Annotated in this window: 27 protein-coding genes; 15 read left to right on the top strand and 12 right to left on the bottom strand. The window is 72.8% G+C overall.

The annotated features are described in order from the left end of the window. The first annotated feature begins 3 nt into the window (after window positions 1–3). From MHW47_RS09625 to MHW47_RS09600, 6 genes are all read left to right on the top strand, one after another. Entirely contained in the window at window positions 4–1,095 is a 1,092-nt protein-coding gene (locus MHW47_RS09625; RefSeq protein ID WP_239222241.1) for an SRPBCC family protein, read from the top strand. Beyond that, window positions 1,088–1,456: a gas vesicle protein gene (locus tag MHW47_RS09620; RefSeq protein ID WP_239222240.1), complete on the top strand. Its 369-nt coding sequence runs from the start codon at window positions 1,088–1,090 to the stop codon at window positions 1,454–1,456. Before MHW47_RS09625 ends, MHW47_RS09620 begins: the two co-directional genes overlap by 8 nt. Before the next feature lie 19 nt (window positions 1,457–1,475). After that, window positions 1,476–2,297 carry a GvpL/GvpF family gas vesicle protein gene (locus MHW47_RS09615; RefSeq protein WP_239222239.1) on the top strand — a complete coding sequence of 274 codons (822 nt, stop codon included), beginning with the start codon at window positions 1,476–1,478 and terminating at the stop codon, window positions 2,295–2,297. Window positions 2,298–2,299: 2 nt separating this feature from the next. After that, complete coding sequence (locus MHW47_RS09610; protein WP_164641421.1) at window positions 2,300–2,527, top strand: gas vesicle protein; 228 nt, start codon at window positions 2,300–2,302, stop codon at window positions 2,525–2,527. Then, window positions 2,524–2,802, top strand: a complete 279-nt coding sequence (locus tag MHW47_RS09605; RefSeq protein ID WP_239222238.1) for a gas vesicle protein K — start codon at window positions 2,524–2,526, stop codon at window positions 2,800–2,802. Before MHW47_RS09610 ends, MHW47_RS09605 begins: the two co-directional genes overlap by 4 nt. Before the next feature lie 150 nt (window positions 2,803–2,952). Beyond that, window positions 2,953–3,393, top strand: a complete 441-nt coding sequence (locus MHW47_RS09600; protein ID WP_239222237.1) for an Asp23/Gls24 family envelope stress response protein — start codon at window positions 2,953–2,955, stop codon at window positions 3,391–3,393. A 14-nt stretch (window positions 3,394–3,407) separates the two neighbouring features. On the opposite strand, the gene MHW47_RS09595 is transcribed toward MHW47_RS09600, so the two are convergent. Continuing rightward, window positions 3,408–4,262: an RNA polymerase sigma factor SigF gene (locus MHW47_RS09595; RefSeq protein WP_374230074.1), complete on the bottom strand. Its 855-nt coding sequence runs from the start codon at window positions 4,260–4,262 to the stop codon at window positions 3,408–3,410. 95 nt (window positions 4,263–4,357) lie between these two features. After that, on the bottom strand, window positions 4,358–4,960 hold the full coding sequence (locus MHW47_RS09590) for a flavodoxin family protein (protein ID WP_239222235.1): 603 nt from the start codon (window positions 4,958–4,960) through the stop codon (window positions 4,358–4,360). A gap of 223 nt (window positions 4,961–5,183) precedes the next feature. Here MHW47_RS09590 and MHW47_RS09585 point away from each other — a divergent pair, with 223 nt between their 5' ends. After that, window positions 5,184–5,354, top strand: a complete 171-nt coding sequence (locus MHW47_RS09585; RefSeq protein ID WP_239222234.1) for a hydrophobic protein — start codon at window positions 5,184–5,186, stop codon at window positions 5,352–5,354. Between the two features lie 148 nt (window positions 5,355–5,502). On the opposite strand, the gene MHW47_RS09580 is transcribed toward MHW47_RS09585, so the two are convergent. Continuing rightward, window positions 5,503–5,937 (bottom strand): hypothetical protein, encoded by a 435-nt coding sequence (locus MHW47_RS09580; protein ID WP_239222233.1) that lies wholly within the window; start codon window positions 5,935–5,937, stop codon window positions 5,503–5,505. A gap of 168 nt (window positions 5,938–6,105) precedes the next feature. On the opposite strand from MHW47_RS09580, the gene sigJ reads away from it, so the two are divergent. Beyond that, complete coding sequence (gene sigJ, locus MHW47_RS09575) at window positions 6,106–7,065, top strand: RNA polymerase sigma factor SigJ (protein WP_239222232.1); 960 nt, start codon at window positions 6,106–6,108, stop codon at window positions 7,063–7,065. Here sigJ and MHW47_RS09570 read toward each other — a convergent pair. Both MHW47_RS09570 and MHW47_RS09565 read right to left on the bottom strand, forming a co-directional pair. Further along, the gene (locus MHW47_RS09570; RefSeq protein ID WP_239222231.1) at window positions 7,047–7,571 is read right to left on the bottom strand and encodes a DUF488 family protein; all 525 of its coding nucleotides are present in this window, start codon (window positions 7,569–7,571) and stop codon (window positions 7,047–7,049) included. The genes sigJ and MHW47_RS09570 overlap by 19 nt on opposite strands. Window positions 7,572–7,596: 25 nt before the next feature. Further along, entirely contained in the window at window positions 7,597–7,803 is a 207-nt protein-coding gene (locus tag MHW47_RS09565) for a DUF2945 domain-containing protein (protein ID WP_239222230.1), read from the bottom strand. Window positions 7,804–7,930: 127 nt separating this feature from the next. On the opposite strand from MHW47_RS09565, the gene MHW47_RS09560 reads away from it, so the two are divergent. From MHW47_RS09560 to MHW47_RS09550, 3 genes are all read left to right on the top strand, one after another. Then, window positions 7,931–8,701: a uracil-DNA glycosylase gene (locus tag MHW47_RS09560; RefSeq protein WP_239222229.1), complete on the top strand. Its 771-nt coding sequence runs from the start codon at window positions 7,931–7,933 to the stop codon at window positions 8,699–8,701. 199 nt (window positions 8,702–8,900) lie between these two features. Then, window positions 8,901–9,557 carry a DUF4232 domain-containing protein gene (locus MHW47_RS09555; RefSeq protein ID WP_239222228.1) on the top strand — a complete coding sequence of 219 codons (657 nt, stop codon included), beginning with the start codon at window positions 8,901–8,903 and terminating at the stop codon, window positions 9,555–9,557. A 119-nt stretch (window positions 9,558–9,676) separates the two neighbouring features. After that, window positions 9,677–11,848, top strand: coding sequence for a hypothetical protein (locus tag MHW47_RS09550; RefSeq protein ID WP_239222227.1), 2,172 nt, complete (start codon window positions 9,677–9,679; stop codon window positions 11,846–11,848). Window positions 11,849–11,996: 148 nt separating this feature from the next. Here MHW47_RS09550 and MHW47_RS09545 read toward each other — a convergent pair whose 3' ends face one another. From MHW47_RS09545 to MHW47_RS09535, 3 genes are all read right to left on the bottom strand, one after another. After that, window positions 11,997–12,620: a cysteine hydrolase family protein gene (locus MHW47_RS09545; protein WP_239222226.1), complete on the bottom strand. Its 624-nt coding sequence runs from the start codon at window positions 12,618–12,620 to the stop codon at window positions 11,997–11,999. 106 nt (window positions 12,621–12,726) lie between these two features. Beyond that, window positions 12,727–13,719 (bottom strand): GlxA family transcriptional regulator, encoded by a 993-nt coding sequence (locus tag MHW47_RS09540; RefSeq protein ID WP_239222225.1) that lies wholly within the window; start codon window positions 13,717–13,719, stop codon window positions 12,727–12,729. Window positions 13,720–13,799: 80 nt separating this feature from the next. Further along, window positions 13,800–14,375, bottom strand: a complete 576-nt coding sequence (locus tag MHW47_RS09535; protein ID WP_239222224.1) for a hypothetical protein — start codon at window positions 14,373–14,375, stop codon at window positions 13,800–13,802. Window positions 14,376–14,583: 208 nt separating this feature from the next. Here MHW47_RS09535 and MHW47_RS09530 point away from each other — a divergent pair, with 208 nt between their 5' ends. Beyond that, window positions 14,584–14,772 carry a DUF6381 family protein gene (locus MHW47_RS09530; protein WP_239222223.1) on the top strand — a complete coding sequence of 63 codons (189 nt, stop codon included), beginning with the start codon at window positions 14,584–14,586 and terminating at the stop codon, window positions 14,770–14,772. A 27-nt stretch (window positions 14,773–14,799) separates the two neighbouring features. On the opposite strand, the gene MHW47_RS09525 is transcribed toward MHW47_RS09530, so the two are convergent. The 4 genes from MHW47_RS09525 to MHW47_RS09510 form a co-directional block, all read right to left on the bottom strand. Continuing rightward, a complete protein-coding gene (locus tag MHW47_RS09525; protein WP_239222222.1) occupies window positions 14,800–15,204 on the bottom strand; it encodes a DUF6221 family protein in 405 nt (134 codons plus the stop codon). A 69-nt stretch (window positions 15,205–15,273) separates the two neighbouring features. Beyond that, the gene (locus MHW47_RS09520; RefSeq protein ID WP_239222221.1) at window positions 15,274–15,720 is read right to left on the bottom strand and encodes a nitroreductase family deazaflavin-dependent oxidoreductase; all 447 of its coding nucleotides are present in this window, start codon (window positions 15,718–15,720) and stop codon (window positions 15,274–15,276) included. Window positions 15,721–15,852: 132 nt separating this feature from the next. Continuing rightward, window positions 15,853–16,368 carry a DinB family protein gene (locus MHW47_RS09515; protein ID WP_239222220.1) on the bottom strand — a complete coding sequence of 172 codons (516 nt, stop codon included), beginning with the start codon at window positions 16,366–16,368 and terminating at the stop codon, window positions 15,853–15,855. 42 nt (window positions 16,369–16,410) lie between these two features. Then, a complete protein-coding gene (locus MHW47_RS09510; protein ID WP_239222219.1) occupies window positions 16,411–17,193 on the bottom strand; it encodes a DUF4389 domain-containing protein in 783 nt (260 codons plus the stop codon). Between the two features lie 170 nt (window positions 17,194–17,363). On the opposite strand from MHW47_RS09510, the gene MHW47_RS09505 reads away from it, so the two are divergent. From MHW47_RS09505 to MHW47_RS09495, 3 genes are all read left to right on the top strand, one after another. Next, window positions 17,364–18,893 carry an SDR family oxidoreductase gene (locus tag MHW47_RS09505; RefSeq protein ID WP_239222218.1) on the top strand — a complete coding sequence of 510 codons (1,530 nt, stop codon included), beginning with the start codon at window positions 17,364–17,366 and terminating at the stop codon, window positions 18,891–18,893. Window positions 18,894–18,960: 67 nt separating this feature from the next. After that, window positions 18,961–20,334: a deoxyribodipyrimidine photo-lyase gene (locus tag MHW47_RS09500; RefSeq protein WP_239222217.1), complete on the top strand. Its 1,374-nt coding sequence runs from the start codon at window positions 18,961–18,963 to the stop codon at window positions 20,332–20,334. Window positions 20,335–20,372: 38 nt separating this feature from the next. Beyond that, window positions 20,373–20,871: DUF1275 family protein (locus MHW47_RS09495; protein WP_308381598.1), on the top strand; the 499-nt coding region annotated here is incomplete at its 3' end.

Below are 20,871 nucleotides of genomic sequence, written 5' to 3'. Positions count from 1 at the left end.
GTCATGGCCAGGACAGAAGAAGACGACCGCTCCGAAGCGCCGGCATCGGGCTTCGACCGGCTCAAGGAGGAGCTTTCGGGCTTCCTCGGAGCCAAGGTGGACGACCTCGCGGGCAAGGCGAGCGGCAAACTCACGGATGTCGCGCAGCAGCTCACCGACTCGGCGGAGAACGGCGGTTCGCTCCCCGCCATCGCCTCCCGGGTCCTCCAGGGCGAGTCCCCGCTGAAGTCGTTCGTCTCCGAGAAGGCCAAGGGCGTGAAGGACAACGTCAAGGAGAAGGCCAAGGAGACGTTCGGCGGCGGCAAGGGGAAGAGCAAGTCGGGCGGCGGCAAGTCGATGAACATCGTCGAGGTGCTCGACGTCGGCGTACCACTGCGCACCGCCTACGACTACTGGACCCAGTACGACCGCTTCAGCAGCTTCGCGAAGGGCGTCCAGGACGTATCGACGAGCGACGAGACCACGAGCGACTGGAAGGTCAAGATCGGCCCGTCCTCGCGCAGCTTCAAGGCGACCGTGCAGGAGCAGGTCCCCGACGAGCGCATCGTCTGGACGTCCGAGGGTTCCAAGGGCACCACGCGCGGTGCGGTCAGCTTCCACGAGCTGACGCCGACCCTCACCCGCATCGTGCTGGTCGTCGAGTACTACCCGTCCGGCTTCTTCGAGAAGACCGGCAACCTCTGGCGGGCCCAGGGACGCCGCATCCGGCTGGACTTCAAGCACTTCCAGCGGTACGTGACGCTCACCGACGAGGAACCCGACGGCTGGCGGGGCGAGATCCGCGACGGAGAGGTCGTCGTCTCGCACGAGGACGCCATGGCGGAGGAGGAGTCCCAGGACGAGGACGACAACGGGGAGGGTGACGAGGACGAGGAGGAGAACGGGGATTACGAGGACGGTTACGGGGACGAGGACGAGGAGGAAGACGAGGGCGAGGAGGAGGACTACGACGAGGACGGGGACGAGGAGGACTGGGAGGACGAGGAGCCCGAAGAGGAACCGGAGGACGACGAGGACGGAGAGGAAGAGGAAGAGGACGAGGACGAGGAGCCCGCCCCCGGCAGGCGGCGTTCGCGGAGGTCCCGCCGTGACTGACCTCGACTTCCGGCAGGACGCCTACGCGCCGTCCGGTCCGCAGAACACCAATCTCGCCGACATCCTCGAACGCGTCCTGGACAAGGGCATCGTGATCGCCGGCGACATCAAGATCGATCTGCTGGACATCGAGTTGCTCACCATCCGGCTGCGCCTCTTCGTCGCGTCCGTGGACACGGCGAAAAAGGCGGGGATCGACTGGTGGGAGACCGACCCCGCGCTCAGCTCGCACGCGGCGCGCAACGCGTTGCAGGACGAGAACCGGGAGCTGCGCGCCCGCGTCGACGCCCTGGAGTCCCAGACGGCCGGGGCGGACGGGGGGCAGCAGGCCCCCTCACCGAAGTCGTCGTCCCGGAGCTGAGCCGAGGAGAACCGCGTACATGATCCAGGACACCCCCTCCCCCGCCGTTGCCGACCCTTGCGATTCTCCGGCGGACGCCCATGCCGTCTACGTCTACGCCGTGTGCCGTCCGGAAGGCCCGCCCGACCTGTCCGGCCCCTCGGGCGTGACCCCGGAGAGCCCGGTGGGCGCGCTGGCGGTGGGCCCGGAGCTCGTGGCGGTGGTGCAGACCGTGCGGGCGGCGGACTTCACCGATGAGGCGTGGCTGGCCCGTGCGGCCGACGGACCGGAACTCGAACGGTACGCCCGGGCCCATCACGACGTGGTGTGCACGGTCGCGGCCCGGTACCCCACGGTGCCCCTGCCGCTGGCGACGCTGTACCTCGACGAACAGCGGGCGCGGGACGCGCTGACCCGGGAGTCGGGACGCTTCCACGCCGCGCTGGAACGTACGGCCGGCCACGCCGAGTGGGGCGTGAAGGTGTACGTGGCCGACGCGCCCGCCCGGCCCGACGACGGGCCCGCACCCCGGCGTGCGGCACCAGGAGCCGGCCGGGCCTACCTCGACCGGAAGCGGAGCCAGCGCGACCGGCGCGAACGGCACCGGGCGGACGGGTTGCGGATCGCCGCCCTCGTGGACGCGGACGTCGGCGGACTGGCCACCGCGTCGCGCAGGCTGCCGCCGCACGCCGCCCACGCATCGGACGAGCGCCGCACCCAGGTACTCAACGCCACGTACCTGGTGGCCCGGGACCGTGCGGCGGAGCTGGCGCGGCTGGCGCGCGGCCTCGCGGAACGCACCGGCGCCCGGGTCGAGCTGTCGGGGCCATGGGTGCCGTACTCCTTCGTCGGCGAGGTGTAGGGGTGGAGCGCGCCGTCGTTCCGTGGGACGAACCGGAACCGTTGAGCGGGCCGATCGGGGTGCCGCTGGTCGATCTGCTGGACCGGGTGCTGGCCACCGGGGTGGTCATCAGCGGAGACCTGGTCATCGCCATCGCCGATGTGCCGCTCGTCCGTCTCTCCCTGCACGCCCTGCTCTCCTCGGTCAGCGAGCGGGTGCCTGCGCCGTGGGCGGACGGGGGGCCGCTGTGACCGACGCGCGGCTGGACCTGGACGCGGGACGGGTGGGGCAGGACCTGGTGACGCTGGTGCTCACTGTGGTCGAACTGCTGCGCCAGCTGATGGAACGCCAGGCGATCCGCCGGATCGACGAGGGCGACCTCAGCGACGAACAGACGGAGGAGATCGGGACGACGCTGATGCTGCTGGAACAGCGCATGGCGGAGCTGTGCGCGCAGCACGGTGTGCGGCCCGAGGACCTGAATCTGGACCTCGGGCCGCTCGGCACCCTGCTGCCGCGCGACTGATCGCCGGCGGTGTCCTCGCCGGCCGCGGCCACCCGAATGGCGGGGGCGCGGATGCCGGAGGAGAGTGGAAGTGGGCGCGGATCGCGGCGGAAGCGGATTCCGCCCGGCGCCCCCAGTCCCCCCGACCGACGAGCTTCCGTGTGAGGAACCATGGCGACCAACGACAGCGGCACCCGGCTGGAAGGCGGCGCGGCGGGCGGCACGCGAGGAACGACGACCATCGCGGACAGCGTGGTGTCGACCATCGCGGGCATCGCCGTACGGGAGACCGACGGGGTGTACTCCGTCGGCAAGGGCCCCACGCGTGCGCTGGGAGCCGTCAAGGACAAGGTGTCCCGCTCCAGCGACCCCGGCCGGGGCGTCAAGGTGGAGGTCGGCGAGAAGCAGACCGCCGTCGACGTGGACATCGTCGTCGAGTACGGCGCCCCCATCGTGGAGACCGCGCGCCGTATCCGTACGCAGGTCACGGACGCGGTCGAGACGATGACCGGACTCGAGGTCGTCGAGATCAACATCAATGTCGCGGACGTCCATGTGCCCGGCTCGGACGACGACGAGGACGAGGACGAGTCGTCCTCCCGCGTCCGGTAGAACTGCGGGGCGGGTCAGTCCTCGGCGAGGATGCCCTCCCGGAGTTTGCCGAGTATGCGGGCGATCAGCCGCGACACGTGCATCTGGGACAGACCGAGTTGCTCCCCTATCTGGGACTGCGTCATCTCCTGGCCGAAGCGCATTCGGACGATGGCGCGTTCCCGTTCGTCCAGCGTCTCCAGCAGGGGCGCCAGGGCGTGCAGGTTCTCGACCAGTTCGATGCCGGGATCGCATTCGCCGGTGATGTCGGCATGGGTGCGGGTGACGCCGCCGGCGCCGTCGGCCTCGCCCCCGTCGAGGGGCACGTCCAGCGAGTGCGCGGTGTAGCCGTTGGAGGCGACCAGGCCCTCGATGACGTCCTCCTCGCTGATACCGAGGCGTTCGGCGAGTTCGGCGACCGTGGCCTCGCGGCCGAGCGTGGTGGCCAGATCCTCCTTGGCCTTGGCCAGGGTGACCCGCAGTTCCTGGAGTCGCCGGGGCACGTGTACGGACCAGGTGGTGTCCCGGAAGAACCGCTTGATCTCCCCGACGATGTACGGAATGGCGAAGGAGGTGAATTCCACCTCCCGGCTGAGTTCGAAGCGGTCGATGGCCTTGATCAGCCCGATGGTGCCGACCTGGATGATGTCTTCCATCTGGCCGTTGCCCCGGTTGCGGTACCGGGCGGCCGCGAAGTGCACCAGGGTCAGATTCATCTCGATGAGGGTGTTGCGGGCGTACTGGTATTCCGCCGTGCCTTCTTCGAGGGTCTGCAACCGGTCGAAGAACAGTTTGCTGAGCGCGCGGGCGTCCTTGGGCGCCACCTTCGAGGGGTCGGCGATCTCCGGGAGTGTCGCCGGTGCGACTCGCACGGACTCGGTTATCGGCATCGCGATCCTGCCCTTTCTGTCCGACAGCTGCTGCATACGCATGCGCGAAGCTGCGACTACCCGGAGCCACGCGTTCCACACACCCCCTCGTCAGGTCAGCGCGGCGGATAAGGGGCGTCGGCCAGAACGCGGGCGAGGTGGGCGGCGTTGAGGGCCATGGAACGCGTGGTGGAGCGGACGGCTTCGGGCGTCTGCTCCAGGTCCCGGTAGTCGGTGCCGTGCTGGGCCTCGCCCACCCAGTAGCTCACCGCCCCGGGGGCCAGGGTGAAACCCAGGTCGTTGAGGCCCTGGAAGACATCGGCGCTGACCTTGTGGGCGCCGTCCTCGTTGCCGACCACGGCCACCATGCCCACCTTGCCGTACGGCAGCTGCCTGCCCCCGTCGTCGGTCTCGGAGATGTCGGCGTTGAGCCGTTCCAGCACCCGCTGGCAGAGGCTGGAGGGGTGGCCGAGCCAGATCGGGGTGGCCAGCAGCAGGATGTCGGCCGCCAGCACCTTCTTGCGGATGCCGGGCCAGGCGTCCCCGTCCCCCATGTCCGGTGCGACACCCGGCCGTACGTCGTGGTCGGCGATCCGCAGCGTCTCCCCCCGCACGTCCAGACCGGCGAGTTCGGCCATGATCTGGTCGGCCAGGAGTTCACTGCTCGACGGCTTCGGGGACGGGGAGAGCGTGCAGACGAGCGCGAGTGCTCGGGTCATGGTGGGGGCTCCTCGGTAGGGGGTGCGCGGTGGGCCGTGCCCGGGTGCGGCGGCCCGTTCCCGCTACGGCCACTATGGGCGCGGCGCGGGGAGAGCGCCGCCCGGTGCGGCCCGTCCCGGCACCGCCTTCCCGCCCCGCCGAGGGAAAGTCGTGGAGTATTTTTGAAAGAGCAGGAATACCGGCGAGGGGCCGGGGCATCCGAGGTTTCGGAGGTTGATACTCATGGTTCCGGTCATTCTGGTTCTTCTGCTCGCACTCATTCTCTTCGGGGCGGGTTTCGCCCTGAAGGCTCTGTGGTGGATAGCCGTCGCCGTACTGGTGGTGTGGCTGCTCGGCTTCGTCGTCCGACCGGTCGGCGGGGGCGGAAAGCGTGGCCGCTGGTATCGCTGGTAGTGCGCTCGTTTCCTACGGAATGGGGCCGGCCGGGAATTCCCGGCCGGCCCTCCGTCGTGTGTGACCGCGCGGAACTTTCCGCGCGTATGCCTGTCTGCCGCTGGAGTGACTTCCGGGGCCCGGCCGATTCCCGACCCCGACCGCCCCGTCACCCCCGGCCCGTCCGGCGTAGCGCGCGGGTGAACAGCGCGTGGCCCAGCGCCGCGGTGCTCAGGCCGAACATCAGCACCCCCAGCGGGACGTGCCAGGCCGGTTCGTGCGCGATGCCGAGCACCACCTGCGCCGAGGCGAGGAGCAGGAACCCGGTCGCGTACAGGATCGGGCGGGGCGAGCCGCCCCCCGGCCGCCACGCCAGGACCGCGGCGAGTACGTAGAGCATGGAGGCGCCGTACATCACCCGGGCGCCGACGCCGTGCAGCACCTCGCCGTGGGCGGAGGAGAGCAGCAGCCCGGCGGTGACCGCCTGGAAGAGGATGGCGAGGGTCTGCAGCGCGAGGGAGACCTCGACGAACGTGGTGCGGCCGGAAGTCGCCGCCGTTGCGGGGGTGGGCGTGCCCGGTGCCGGAATCGTCGGTGCGGTCATGGCGCGGTCCTCTCTTCTGCCTCGCGGCGGTCGGTCGGTACGGTCTCGACGGTCCGACGACGCGGGCCCCCGGAATGTGAGGCGGAGGCCCGCCTCACATTCCGGGGCGCTGTTCCGTCGGATCACCGGCAGGGCATGCGGACGGGGAGAACCGAGGGCGGTCACGTGATGAGCACACCTTCCGAGCCGGAGCTGAGCGCCGTCATCGGCGAGCGCCGACGGTTGACGAACCTGGCCTACCGGATGCTGGGTTCGGTCGCCGAGGCGGAGGACGCCGTGCAGGAGACGTACGCCCGCTGGTACGCGATGCCTCCGGCGCGGCAGGCGGAGATCGAGTCCCCCGGGGCGTGGCTGACGACGGTGGCGAGCCGGGTCTGCCTCGATGTGCTGGGCTCGGCGCGGGTCCGGCGCGAGCGGTACGTCGGCGAGTGGATTCCGGAGCCGCTGCCGGACCGCTCCGAGTGGGTCGGCGGCCGTGCGGACGGCGGCCGGGACGAACCGGCGGACCCGGCCGACCGGGTGACCCTGGACGAGTCGGTGCACATGGCCTTCCTGGTGGTGCTGGAGTCCATGACCCCGGCGGAGCGGGTGGCGTTCGTCCTGCACGACGTCTTCCGGTACCCGTTCGCGGAGGTGGCCCGGATCGTCGGCCGGAGCGCCCCGGCCTGCCGGCAGCTCGCCGCGTCGGCCCGGCGGCGGCTGCGCGAGGCCCGGGCGGACACCGGTCCGGCGGCCGGGCAGGCGGTGCTGGTGCGGGAGTTCAAGGAGGCGTGGCGGGCCAAGGACATCGCGGCGCTGGTCGGCCTCCTCGACCCGGACGCCACGATGGTCACCGACGGCGGCGGGCTGGCCGGGGCGGCCCTGCGTCCGGTGCGGGGCGGCGAGCGGCTCGCGGAGTACCTGTGCCACTTCGTGGACCGGGTGCCCGCTCTGGTGCTGCTGGAGCGGACGGTCAACGGCCGGCCGGGGCTGGTCGCCCAGCACGCCGGGGTGACGGTCACGGTGGCCGCGTTCGGTCTCGCCGGGGGCCGTGTCCACCGCATCTGGGCGGTGCGCAATCCGGAGAAGCTGCGGCCCTGGACCCGGGACGGCGGGTCCGGTGCGGCCCCTCAGTCGTGGGGCGGGTAGGTCAGCAGACCGTCGTGGACCCGGGCGTCCGCGTTCAGGGCGGCGGGCCGGGTCGAGGTGGCGGAGAGGATGTCCACGACCTCCGCGCCGGCAACGATCAGCGCGTCGGTGATGAGCCGGCGGTGGCAGCGCCACGGCACGGCCTCACTGCACATGATGGCGGGGCGCTCGTCCTCGGCGAGGGCCAGCAGTTCGTCCAGGCCCTCCCGGAACGCGTCGGTCGCCATGTAGTCGGCGTAGTCGCGGAACGCCTTCACCCGCCAGGCCCCGTTGGCTGTCGGCACGCCCTTCGGGGTGTGGCGCCGGCCGCCGAGTTTCCGCAGCCACCGGTATCCGATGTCGGGCGGCAGGGCATCGATGACGGCCTGCTGGTTCCACTGCGGGAGCCGTCTGGAGGACGGGTAGGAACGCACGTCGGCCAGACAGGTGACGTCGTTGCGGCGCAGCATTTCCACGAGTTCCGCGAATTCCCGTGTCGAGTGGCCGATCGTGCAGATCCGGTTCACCGCGCCCCTTTCGGCATGCCGCCCGTCAGGCCTTCTTCAGCGCACTGCCCTTGTGCATGGCGAGGTGGCCGGTCTTGTCGCTCTTGATCTCGTACTGCGGCTCCTCCTTGCTGCAATGCCGGGTGCGCCCCTTGAATTCGACGTCCCGGGTGTGCTTCTCGGTGATGACGCCTTCGACGTGACCTGCTTCGGAGTTCCATCGGACATGGTCCCCCACGGCGAAATCGCTCATGGTCCGGCTTCCCTTCTCTCTCCGTGACAAGCGGGGCCGTTTCCAGGGCCATGGTCCCATCTTCGCCGGGTACGCTCATGTCGGACAGCAGGCCCTCGGGGACACGGGAAGCGGGTTCGGGTTCGTCATGTGCACCGCCGAGGACTACCCCGTACGAGCCGCCGACCGGTCCTCCTCGCTGGCCGCCCTCGACGAGCGTCTGGTGCGCTGCCGCGCCTGCCCCCGCCTGGTGGAGTGGCGGGAGGAGACGGCCCGGGTCAAGCGCCCCGCGTTCCGCGACTGGGAGTACTGGGCCCGTCCCGTCCCCGGCTTCGGCCCCGCCGACGCCTCCCTGGCGATCACGGGCCTGGCGCCCGCCGCGCACGGCGGGAACCGGACGGGCCGGATGTTCACCGGCGACCGGGCGGGCGACCTGCTGTACGCGACGCTGTACGAGCTGGGCCTCGCCTCCCGGTCCACGGTGACGGGCCCGGACGACGGGCTGGAGCTGTACGGGGTGAGGGTGACGTCGCCCGTGCACTGCGCGCCGCCCGCCAACAGCCCGACGCCGGGCGAGCGGGACACCTGCCGGCCCTGGCTGGCTCGCGAGTTCCAGTTGCTGAGGCCCACCGTGCGGGCGGTCGTCGCGCTCGGGGGCTTCGGCTGGCAGGCGACGCTGGCGGCCCTGGAGCGGGCCGGGCTGCGGGTGCCCCGGCCCCGGCCGGTGTTCGGGCACGGCGCGCGGGCGGTGCTGGCCCCGGCGGACGGGGCGGGCGACCCGCTGACGGTGTTCGGCTGCTACCACGTCAGCCAGCGCAACGTCTTCACCGGCCGGCTCACCCCGGCGATGCTCCGCGAGGTGCTGGCCGACGCGGCGGAGACGGCCGGCCTGCCCGCCGTACGCCCCGGCCGGGAGTGAACCGACGCCGGCGCGGACCCGGGCATCGGGGCACCTCCCGCCTCGACGCCAGGGGCACATCGGCTCCGGCCCGCACAAGATCATCAGGTTGAGGGCACCGAAAATCGAGCAGGCGTCCGTCATGGGCTCACTTTCGCGCACCTCCGCCGCCCCCCGACCGTTCGAGCGCGCGCCTCGTCCGCGAGGAAGCGGGGCCGCCGTGAGACGGCGGGCGCGCCGCCTGCTCGTGCCCGTCGCGATGATGTCGCTCGCGCTCGTCGCGGCGGGCTGCGACGACGGTTCCGCGCCGGACGGGCCGGCCGCCGCCTCCCCCGCCACCCGCGCCGGGGACGCCACCCCCTCGCAGGCTCCGTCGCAGCCGTCCGCCCCCGCCTCCTCCCCCGCTGCCGCGACCGCCTCGCCCTCGCGCTCCGCGACCGCCACGCCGACCCCGGACACGGGCGCCGACGCCGCAGGTCCCGGCCGGTGCACGGCGGAGAACCTGGGGATGACCGTGCGGCCGGCCGACGGGGGCGCGGGGCAGGTGTACTACCGGCTGACCTTCGTGAACAAGTCGGCGCGCTCCTGCACCCTCAACGGCTTCCCCGGGGTGTCCCTGATCCAGCGGGACGGCGCCGTCATCGGCGTACCGGCCGGGCGGGACGGTGCCGCGAAGGGGCCGACGGTGCTCGCGCCCGGGAAGACGGCGCACGTCTTCCTGCACACGCTGAACCGGGGCATCGCGGACGGCGGCTGCTGGAAGCGGGCCGACTACCTGCGGGTCTACCCGCCGGGCTCCAAGGAGGCGCTCACGCTGCGCGATCCGCAGGTCCGCATCTGCGGCGACCGCTTCACCACCACGTCCGTCGAGGGCTGACCGGACGCCGGAGACCGGACGCCGCACCAGGGTCGGGTCAGGGGCAGGAGCGGGGCGGGGGCTGGGCGGGGGCGGAAACTCGCATGCCCCTCCCCGGTCCGTTCTGCGATGCTGCCCGGATGTCCCATCCTTTCGACGCCCTGGTCATCCGGCACACCCTCCGACTGCCCGCCCCCACCGGTCCCGCCGGTCAAGGGGAGGCGGCGGCCCGGCAGTTCGACACCGCCCTCATGTCCGTGGGCTTCAAGCTCTCGGGCGGCGCGCTGGACCATCTGTCCGCGCTCTGCGCGAAGACGGTGACCGAGACCGCCCGGCACACGCTGGACATCGTGCGCGAGATGGTGGGCGACCATGTCCGGCACAACTCCTACTTCATCGACTTCCCCGCGCACGTCCCGGACACCTTCGACTTCTGGTGGCGGTGCGTCGCCGACGCGCTGCTCGACGAGACCGCCCGGCCGGGCACGCTGAAACAGCTGAGCGAGGGCGCCGTCGACCTGCTGACGCTGCCGGCGTACGGCCGTTACCAGCACACGTACGCCGAACTGCTCGCCGTCCACGACGAGCTGACCGAGGCCGCGGGTGACCGCCTGACGGTGCTGCACCTGGGCGCCTCCCCGGACGAGGAGGCCTCCGCGCTCTACCTCGCCCTGGCCGGCAGCACCACCCCGCTGAGCGAGGAGCACCTGGGCGACCTCGGGATGCTCGCCGCGCACTGCGTGGACGGGCCGCAGCCGGAGACCCTGCCCGTGCGGGAGAACCGGGCCGTCGTCAACCGGGCACGGCTCACCGCCGGGCGCGAACCGCTGTTGGACACCGTCACCGATGTGCTCCGGCTGGCCTGCGCGCTGAGCGACGGCGATGTCACCCTGACGGCGCCGACCCGGTTCCGCTCGTTCTCGCGGCCGGTGCGCCGGGCCCTGCTGGCCGGACTCGACGCACTGGTGGCGGCGGCGCCCGCGAAGCTCGCCGATGTGGCGGCGCACCGCGAGGAGTTCAAGCGCCTCGGTGAGCGTCTGCACCCGCACGAGTACCCGGGCCACCCGTACGCCGCCGAGGTGTTCGCCGTGGCACGCGGCGAGAAGGCGGCCCGGACCCTCGGCAGCCGGGTCGAGGAGGCGCTCGCCGCCGGTGACGTCCCGGGCGCGGCGGCGCTGCTGACGGCCGCTCCGGGCATGCTGATGCGCGCCCTGGACCGGTTGCTGAGGTCCTGCCGCACCGACGAGGAACGCGAGGCGGTGGCGGCCGCGGCCGTGCGGGTGGCCCCGCAGGTGTCCGGGCGGGTGCTGCTGTCCGTCCGCGAGCACCTCCAGAACCGGGGCGAGGTACCGGACGGCGGCCGGTTCTTCGTCAACCGGCGCGCCCGTGCCTGGGTCACCGGGGACACCCGCGGGCCGATACCCGGGGCGGTGCGGGACCGGCTGGTCGCCGCGCTGGACGCCGAGGTGGCCCGGCGGCTGCCGGAGACCGGGCGGCTGCTGATCGATCCGGACGTCTTCGATGTGGCCCTGCCGCTCAGCGGCAAGGCGACGTCCGGCGGGTTCGGCGTGCTGCCCCGGGGCTCGCTCACGCCCGTCGACGGTGAACTGCTGCGGTTCTTCGTGTACTGGAAGCAGGCGCGGCGGGACACCGACTTCGACCTGTCCGCGCTGATGCTCGACTACAAATACCGCACGGTGTGCTGGCTGTCGTACACCGCGCTCACCGAGATCGGCGGCGAGCACTCCGGCGATGTCACCGAGGCGCCCGAGGGAGCGTCGGAGTTCATCAACCTGCGGCTGGACAGGGTGCGGGGCGACTTCGTCGTGCCGCAGGTCAACATCTTCTCCGGGGAGGGCTTCGAGACCGTCGAGGAGTCGTTCTTCGGGTTCATGACGCGTGACGCCGAGCAGGCGGGCCGCCCGTTCGAGCCGCGTACGGTGCGGATGAAGTCGGAGCTGCGCGGGCCGGGTGCGGTCGCGCTGCCCCTGGCGTTCCTGCGCGGGCCCGACGGGCGCTGGCGGGCCAGGTGGCTGCACCTGTACCTGGCGGGCGAGCCGCACGCGAACCGGGTGGAGGGCAACCGGGTGACGGTGGCCTCGCTGCTGCGCGGAATCGTGGAGCGGGAGTACCTGACGGTCGGCCACCTCGCCGCCCTGCTGGAGGGGCGCGGGACGGAGGTCACGCTGTGGGACGGCGGGGCGGCCCCGGACGAGCCGGTCACGTACATCGGTCTGGCCCGCCCCGACGGGCTGCATCCGGACTCGGTGGTCGTCACCCCGGAAAATCTCCGCGACCTGATCCCCGCCTGACTGCTAACGTGGCCCGTGGCGAGGCCATGGAGGGACTTCCTTCTCCCTTTCTTCGAATGAATCTAGTCCTTCCGCTTTCCTCGCCGCCGACGTGACGCCGGGATGCCCCGAGGGCATCCCGGCGTTCTTTTCGTGCGGCCGGTCCGGCTCAGGCGGGCAGAGCGTCCACCGTGGGGGCGACGGGCGCGAAGAGGTCGCCCAGGGCGGTCAGCGCGGCGGTCTTGAGTGCGGCGGCCGGCAGGACCGTGCCGTCCGGGGCGGCCAGGCTGCGGGTGGCGGTGGCCTCGGCGACGACGGCGGGCCGGTAGCCCAGGTTGAAGGCGCCCTGCGCGGTGTGGGTGACGCACATGTGGGCCATGAAGCCGGCGAGCACCAGATCCCGGCCGCTGCCCGGTTCCGCGCCCAGTTCGGTGAGCGTCCGCTCCAGCTCCGTGCGGTGGAAGGAGTTCGGGAAGTGCTTGACGACCACCGGCTCGCCCTCCCGCGGGGCGACCTCGTCGCTGAGGGCGCCGATGTGCTCGCGGATGTCGTACGGGGAGCCTTCGCCCCCGTCGTGGATGACGTGGACGACGGGGGTGCCGGCCGCCCTGGCCCGCTCCAGCAGCCGGGCGCAGGCGGCGACGGCCTCCTCGGCGCCCTCCAGGGCCATGACGCCGGTGCGGTAGGTGTTCTGGACGTCGATGAGGATCAGGACGGACTCGCTGAGCCGGGGCAGCCGGGCGTCCAGGCCGGAGACCTCGCGGAGCGTCCGGGAGGGCTGGGTGGTGGTCATGGCGGGGTGCCTTTCTCGTACGGGGGCATGGCGGAGCCGTCCGCCGTGCCGGGGTGAAGTGGGGTGGAGTCGCCGGTGACGGCGGGAGGAGGAAGAGGGGGGCCGGTCAGGCGGCCGTGGTACGGAAGCGGCGGCGGTAGGCCGCGGGGGTGGTGGCGATCTGCCGCCGGAACACGCGGTGCAGGGTCTCCGCCGACCCGAGCCCGGCGGCGGACGCCACCCGGTCGAGGGGGTCGTCGGTCGTCTCCAGGAGCCGGCGGGCGGCCTCGACGCGGGCGGACTCCACGTAGGCGGCCGGGGAGACGCCGGTCTCCTGCTTGAAGACGCGGGCGAAGTGCCGTTCGCTCAGGCACATCCGCGCGGCGAGCACCGGGGCGGACAGGTCCTGGTCGAGATGGTCGGCGATCCACAGCCGCAGCTCGTCGATGTCCCGCCGGGATGCGGCCGGCCGGCTGAGCGGGACGGAGAACTGACTCTGCCCGCCCTGCCGTTTGAGGTACATCACCAGCTGCCGGGCCACGGCCAGCGCGGTGTCCTCGCCGTGGTCCTCGGCCACCAGGGCGAGCGAGAGGTCCAGGCAGGCGCTGATGCCGGCCCCGGTCCACACCCTCCCCCGGTCGGCGCGGACGAAGATCGGGTCCGCGTCCACCGTGACCTCCGGGTGCGCGGCGGCGAGCCGGGCGGCGGTGGACCAGTGGGTCGTCGCCGTCAGGCCGTCCAGCAGCCCGGCCGCGGCCAGCAGATGGGCGCCGACGCACACGGACGCCACCCGCCGGGCGTGCGGGGCGGTCTCCCGGACCCAGGCCACGATGTCCCCGTCGATCCGGGGGACGGGCCCGTCCGCGGTCATGTCTACGGCGCCGGGCACCAGCAGGGTGTCGACGTCCCGGCCCACCTCGGCGAAGGTCAGGTCGGTGAGGAGCCGTACGCCCGCCGAGGTCCGCACCTCGCCCGCCGCGGGGCCGGCGAGCCGGACCCGGTAGGCGGACCGGTCCCCGGAGACCCGGTTGGCGAGGGAGAAGACCTCGGCGGGGCCGGACACGTCGAGGAGATCGACGCCGGGGAAGACCGCGATGACGACGCGGTGTGAGGTGGACATGGATTCATCGTCGTCCACCGGGACAGTGGCCGCAATGACGGTTCCCTGTCACATTCGGACACCGCGCCGTCCCTGTCGCGTCAGCCGGAGACCGGCCACTCCAGCGGTTCCCTGGTGAAGCCCTGGCCGAGCTGGACGGCGGCGGCCTTCTGGCCCTCGGGGATCAGGAACGCCTTGCAGATCTTCTCGGACTCGCCGGCCTTCAGCTTCTTGCTCGTGTCCGGGGCCGGGCAGTTCGGCCACTTCGCCTCACCCATGATGACGATGAGCGCCTTGGTGCGGGTGCCCTTGTCGGTCTCGACGATCAGGTCGTCGTCCATGTCGCCGACCTCCATGGCCTTGCCGCTCTTGTGCGTGACGGTGGCCCACACGTAGACGGGGATCTTGGGCTCCTTGTCCTTGTCCCTGTCCAGGCCGGAGTTGTCCATGTCCGCCTTGGTTCCCGTCTCCACCTTGGTGGGGGTGACGGTGTAGGTGGACCCCTTCGCGCGCTCCATGGTGCTCTCCTGCGGCGGGCTGGCCTCGCCGAGCCGGAAGCTCGTACGGTCCTCGCCGCTCTTGCCGCCGTCCGAGTCGGAACCGCCGCAACCGGTCAGAGCCACGGCCAGCCCCAGTGCGCCCAGTGCCGCCGGCACGGCGCGCGTCCACATACGCATCGTTCTCGTTCCCCGTTCCACATGCTCGTGTGCGATCCCGCCGCCTGGCACAACTGCCGCGGCGGGGCCTTACTTTCGAGCGTCCGATCCTGCCAGACCGGGGAGCGCCGCGATCAGCCGGGGCGCGACGGGGGCCGTTCGAGATGCGGAGGCGCGGGTGCGCTGATTCGCTGGAGTGGTGGGCTCTCCTACGAGACCGGGAGTGATCATGAGCGTTGCGGACGAGACCGGCGGCCGGGCGGAGCGCATCCGGGCCAAGGCGGAGGAGATGCGGGAGGCCGCCGACCGTGCCCCCGACGCGCGGGAGCGGCAGCGTCTGATGGACAAGGCGCACCGGCTCCAGGAGCGGAGCGAGCAGGTGACCACGAAGGGCGATCACGGGACGAACGCGCTCTGAGCCGCCCGGAGCCGGCGGCCGGTCCCGCTACTGGATGAAGCGGGGCAGCCACTTCACCTGGTAGTCGGGGTGGCCGGCGTTCTCGGCGGCCAGCTGGCGGACCGCGAAGCCGAGGCCGAAGGCCCGGCCGGACGCGAAGTCGCGCTGCGGCCGGTCCACGTCGAGCGCGGCGACCTCCGCGTACTCGTCGAGGAGCACCCGGTGGGTCTCGATGCGCTGGAGCGTGCGGGCCGGGTCCTGGCGGGCGATGTGCCGGTCGTAGTCGTGGCCGTGCGCGCGCAGGGTGAAGGCGATCGCGCCGCTGCGGTCGTGGATCTCGCCCGGCACGTCGGTCGGGCAGCGCCAGCGCTCGCCGCCGGCCGCCCGCGCGAGGTCCTCTTCCTCGTCGAGGCGGGCCCGTACGAAGGCGACGAGGTCGGAGTTGTCTGTCATCTGGTCCTGGCATCCTTCCGCTCGGCCCCAACCCCTCAGGGGGCCGAGCTGGACACTATCCCGACGCGCTCAGTGGCCGCCGTCGGCCGGTTCCAGGACGAACACCGGGATCTGACGGTCCGTCTTGCGCTGGTAGTCGGCGTAGTCGGGGAACGCCTCGACGGCCCGTTCCCACCACAGCGCCTTCTCCTCGCCGGTCACCTCGCGTGCCGTCATGTCCCGGCGTTCGGGGCCATCCTGGAGTTCGGCGCGCGGGTCGGCCTTGAGGTTGTGGTACCAGACGGGGTGCGTGGGGGCGCCGCCCTGGGAGGCGACCACGGCGTAGCGGCCGTCGTGCTCGACGCGCATCAGGGGGGTCTTGCGGATCTTCCCGGACCTGGCGCCGACGGTCGTCAGGATGACGACCGGCATGCCGCGCATCGTCGTGCCTTCCGTACCGCCCGAGCTCTCGTACTGCTCGACCTGCTCGCGAACCCACTGTTCGGGACTCGGCTCGTACTCACCCTGGAGAGGCATGCTTCCACTCCCATCGTCGCTGGTGTCCGGCCGTGGCGCACGGGACGCCACGCCACCTCATCATCGCCTCGACACCTGGCGGCCGCAGGAAAATCCGCCCCGGTCGTCGTGTCGCCGGGCGGCACGGCCGCGTCAGTCCCCGGTGGCGCCGTCCAGCCGCTCGCGGACCAGGTCGGCGTGGCCGAGGTGGCGCGCGTACTCGGCGATCATGTGGACGTGGACGAGGCGCAGCGAGTGCGCCCGGCCGTTGTGGGCGAAGGTGTCGTCCAGGGAGGCGCCGGCGACGATCCCGTCGGCGAGGCGGCACTCCTCGACGAACCGTGCGTAGTCCTTGGCGGCGCGGGCCGGGTCGAGGTCCTCGAAGTCGGCGTCCTTGCCCTTGGCCGGGTCGTACATCGGCTCCAGGTCCTGTCCGGCGAACCGCTCCCGGAACCAGGTGCGTTCGACCTTGGCCAGGTGGCGCAGGAGGCCCAGCAGGGAGAGGCCGGACGGGGGCACGGTCCGTGCGGCGAGCTGTTCGCCGGTCAGGCCGGCGCACTTGCGCAGCAGGGTGGCGCGGAACCAGTGCAGGTACTGGGTGAGCATCTCCCGTTCACCGGCGACGAGCGAGCCGGGCGTACGGGTGGCTTCGGGGGCTGTCCAGGTCATCCGGCGATCATGCCGGGTGAACGGCCTTCCCCACGAGCGGGTTTACGGCCGCAGGCTGTAGCCGGTGTCGTCCGTGGCGGAGCGGGTCGTGGAGGTGGTGATGCCGCCGGCGACGCCGAGGACCAGGAAGAGGATCAGCAGGGCCTTGCCCGCACCGCTCACGACGAGCGGCCGGGTGTCGGAGCGCGGCCGGCCCTGCGGTACGGAGAGGGCGTCCTCGCCGAAGAGCCCCTTGGGGTAGGCCGGGCTGAGCAGGGAGAAGTAGGCGGAGACCCGCATCTCGTAGCGGAGGGTGGCGGCGGTGGCCTCGAACAGGGGGCGGGGCATGCGGCCGAGGATCAGGGTGATCAGCCACCACAGGACGGCCAGGGCCGACCAGCCGGAGGTGAGGAGCCCCTGCACGATCGCGGCCGGGATGACCAGGACCGCCCGGAAGAGGACGGCGAGCCGGTTCAGCCGGGTCGGCCGGACGTCGATGCGGACCGGGTAGGAAGAGGGCTGGCCCAGGGTGAAGGGCGGGTAGCTGTCGACCAGCAGCATGGCGCTCGCGCCGACCCGGGTCCGGTACGCCAGGACCTGGGCGAGGAAGCGGTAGACGGGGCCGGGCAGCCGGGCGAGGGCCAGGGCGGCGAACCAGCCGAAGACCAGAGTGAAGAAGGCCGCGATCTCCAGGACGACCAGCACGAGGGCGTGCGGGATCAGCAGGAGCAGCCGCAGGAGAACGGTGAGCCGCCGCTGGCGGCCCGGTTCGACGAGGTCCAGCACGGGCAGGAACTCGTCCGCGTCCCCCGCGCGCGGCACCGGGCTCCACTGGGCGTCCGTCATCTCGCTCCTCTTCCGGCGGGTGTGGTCCCCACCGTCGGGCCCCGGGACGCGGCCCGCAATCGGCCGCGGGCCGATCGGGTCGCCGGACGCGCGGGGGCCCGCCGTGCGGGGCGGCGGCACGGGCGCCAGACTGGTCGCGACGGGGCCCGACCCGGTGATGCGGAGGTCCGATGACGGACGACCATGCGAATGCTCCCCTCAGCTGTCTGGTGACCGGGGCGACCGGCTACATCGGCGGCCGGCTGGTTCCGGAGCTGCTGGCCGCCGGGCACCGGGTGCGGTGCCTGGCCCGGACCCCGGAGAAGCTGCGCGACCAGCCGTGGGCCGGGGAGGTGGAGACCGTCCGGGGCGATGTCACGGACGCGGCGTCCCTCGACCCGGCCATGGACGGCATCGACGTGGCGTACTACCTGGTGCACGCGCTCTCGTCGGGCGCGGACTTCGAGGACACGGACCGGCGGGCGGCGGCGGCCTTCGCGGAGCGGGCGCGGGCTGCAGGGGTGGGCCGGATCGTCTATCTGGGCGGGCTCACCCCGGAGGGCGTTCCGGAGCGCGAGCTGTCGCCGCATCTGCGCTCGCGCGCCGAGGTCGGCCGCATCCTGCTGGACTCCGGTGTGCCGACCACCGCGCTGCGGGCCGCGGTCATCATCGGCTCGGGCTCCGCCTCCTTCGAGATGCTGCGCTACCTGACGGAGCGGCTGCCGGTCATGGTGACGCCGAGCTGGGTGTCGACGCGCATCCAGCCCATCGCCGTGCGCGACGTGCTGCGCTATCTGGTGGGCAGTGCCCGGATGCCCGCCGAGGTGAACCGCACGTTCGACATCGGCGGCCCCGACGTGCTGACGTATCGCGACATGATGCAGCGGTACGCGCAGGTCGCGGAGCTGCCGCACCGGCTGATCCTGCCCGTGCCGATGCTGACGCCGGGGCTCTCCAGCCACTGGATCGGGCTCATCACACCCGTACCCGCGTCGATCGCGCGGCCACTCGCCGAGTCGCTGCGCTACGAGGTGGTGTGCCGGGAGCACGACATCGCGCACTACGTCCCGGACGGGGCGGGGCAGCCGTTCTCGCTGAACACCGCGCTGCGCCTCGCGCTCCAGCGCATCCGGGAGGCCCGCGTGACCACCCGGTGGTCCTCCGCCGCGGTGCCCGGCGTGCCGAGCGACCCGCTGCCCACCGACCCCGACTGGGCGGGCGGCAGCCTGTACGAGGACGTGCGCGAACGCGCCGTGGACGCCTCGCCCGAAGCGCTGTGGCGGGTGGTCGAGAGCATCGGCGGGGAGAACGGCTGGTACTCCTTCCCGCTGGCCTGGGCGGTGCGCGGCTGGCTCGACCGGCTGGTGGGCGGTGTCGGCCTGCGGCGCGGCCGGCGCGACAGCGACCGGCTGCGCGTCGGCGACTCGCTGGACTTCTGGCGGGTCGAGGAGATCGAGCCGGGACGGCTGCTGCGGCTGCGCGCGGAGATGCGGCTCCCCGGCCTCGCCTGGCTGGAGATGTACGTGGAGCGGGACGGGCGCGGCCGGTCGCGCTACCGGCAGCGGGCCCTGTTCCATCCGCGCGGGCTGCTGGGCCACGCCTACTGGTGGAGCGTCTCGCCGTTCCACGCCGTGGTGTTCGGCGGGATGGCCCGCAACATCGCGCGCGCGGCCGAGACGCGTACGTCACCCGGACGGGCGGTACCCGCGGTGTCGTCCTGAGCGGTGCGCCCCCGGGAGGCCGGGGGACGGCAGCATGGCTGTTCCCCGGCCCCTTGGGAGTTGCGCCATGTCCGTCGCGGTCGTCCTGTTCACCGCTGATCTCCGCCTGCACGACCATCCGCCGCTGCGTGCCGCGCTGGCGTCCGCCGACGAGGTGGTGCCCCTGTTCGTGCGCGACGACGCCGTCACGGCGGCCGGGTTCGACGTGCCCAACCGGCGCGCCTTCCTCGCCGACTGCCTGAGCGACCTCGACGCGGGGCTGCGCGAGCGGGGCGGCCGGCTCGTGGTGCGGTCCGGGGACGTGGCGGGCGAGGTGCGCGCGATCGCCGAGGAGACCGGCGCGGCGGAGGTCCATGTCGCGGCGGACGTCAGCGGTTACGCCCGGCGCCGCGAGGAGCGGCTGCGCGGGGCGCTGGAGTCGGGCGGGCGCCGGCTGCGGGTGCACGACGGGGTGGTCACCGCGGTGGCGCCGGGCGCGGTGACGCCCGCCTCGTCAGACCACTTCGCCGTGTTCACGCCGTACTTCAGGCGCTGGTCCGGGGAGCGGCTGCGCGAGGTGTTCGGCGCGCCGCGGGCGGTCCGGGTGCCGAGCGGGCCCCGGTCGGAGGAGATCTGGGCGCGCGCCGCCGTGGACGGGGTGTCGGAAGGGCTGGCGGAGGGCGGTGAGCGGGCGGCGCGCAAGGCGTTCACCGCCTGGCGGCGCGGCGGTCTGGAGGCGTACGCGGACCGGAGCGACGATCTCGCGGCCGACGCCACCTCGCGGCTCTCGCCGCACCTGCACTTCGGCACCCTCTCCCCCGTCGAGCTGGTGCGCCGGGCGCGGGAGTCGGGCGGCGCCGGGGCCGAGGCGTTCGTGCGGCAGCTGTGCTGGCGCGAGTTCCACCACCAGGTCCTCGCCGCCCGCCCGGCCGCGTCGCACGAGAACTACCGGGACAAGCACGACCGGTGGCGGTCCGAGGCGGAGGCGGCCGGGGAGATCGAGGCGTGGCGGCAGGGGCGGACCGGCTATCCGGTGGTCGACGCCGCGATGCGCCAGCTGCGCCACGAGGGCTGGATGCACAACCGGGGCCGGCTGCTCGCCGCCTCCTTCCTGACCAAGACGCTGTACGTGGACTGGCGCGTCGGCGCCCGGCACTTCCTGGACCTCCTCGTGGACGGCGACATCGCCAACAACCAGCTGAACTGGCAGTGGATGGCCGGTACGGGGACGGACAGCCGGCCCAACCGGGTGCTGAATCCGGTGGCGCAGGGCAGGCGGCTCGACCCGGACGGGGCGTACGTACGCCGCTGGGTGCCGGAGCTGGCGCCGGTGGCCGGGTCCGCCGTGCACGAGCCGTGGAAGCTGCCCGGCGAGGAGCGGGAGCGGCTGGACTACCCGGAGCCGGTGGTGGAGCTGTCCGACGGGCTGGACCGGTTCCGCCGGGCGCGTGGGCTGGAGTGAGGGCGGCGGGAGGAGGCGTGGGGCCGCGTACCGCGCTGGTGCTGCTGTCGGCGGCGTCCGGGGCGGCGGACGCGTTCGTGTTCCTGTGTGTGGGCCAGGTCTTCGCCGGGGTGATGACGGGGAACCTGGTGCTGCTGGGGGCGGCGGCCGCCGGGGCCGGCGAGCGCGGGGTGGCCCTGCGGGTGGTCACCGCGCTGGTCTCGTACGCGTGCGGGGTGGCAGGGGCGGCGCTGGCGGGCGAGCGGATGTGGCGGCGGGTGCCGCTGACGCTGCTGGTGGAGGTGGTGCTGCTGGCGGCGGGGGCCTGGCTGTGGGCGGCCGGGCTGGTGGCGTCGGACGCGGACCGGCTGGGGCTGCTGGTGCTGCTGGGGCTGGCAATGGGCATCCAGGGGCGGGTGCGGGCGACGCCCACGAACTACTTCACGGGCACGCTCACGTCACTGGTGGGGCGGCTGGCGGGTGAGCGGGCGTGGCGCAAGGAGGACGGCTGGACGGCGGGGCGCCTGGCGGCGGTGGTGGCGGGGGCCGCGGCCGGGG

Source organism: Streptomyces sp. OfavH-34-F, from assembly GCF_022347745.1.
In the GTDB taxonomy this organism is placed as follows: domain Bacteria; phylum Actinomycetota; class Actinomycetes; order Streptomycetales; family Streptomycetaceae; genus Streptomyces.
This window is presented reverse-complemented; position numbering and strand designations above follow the sequence as displayed.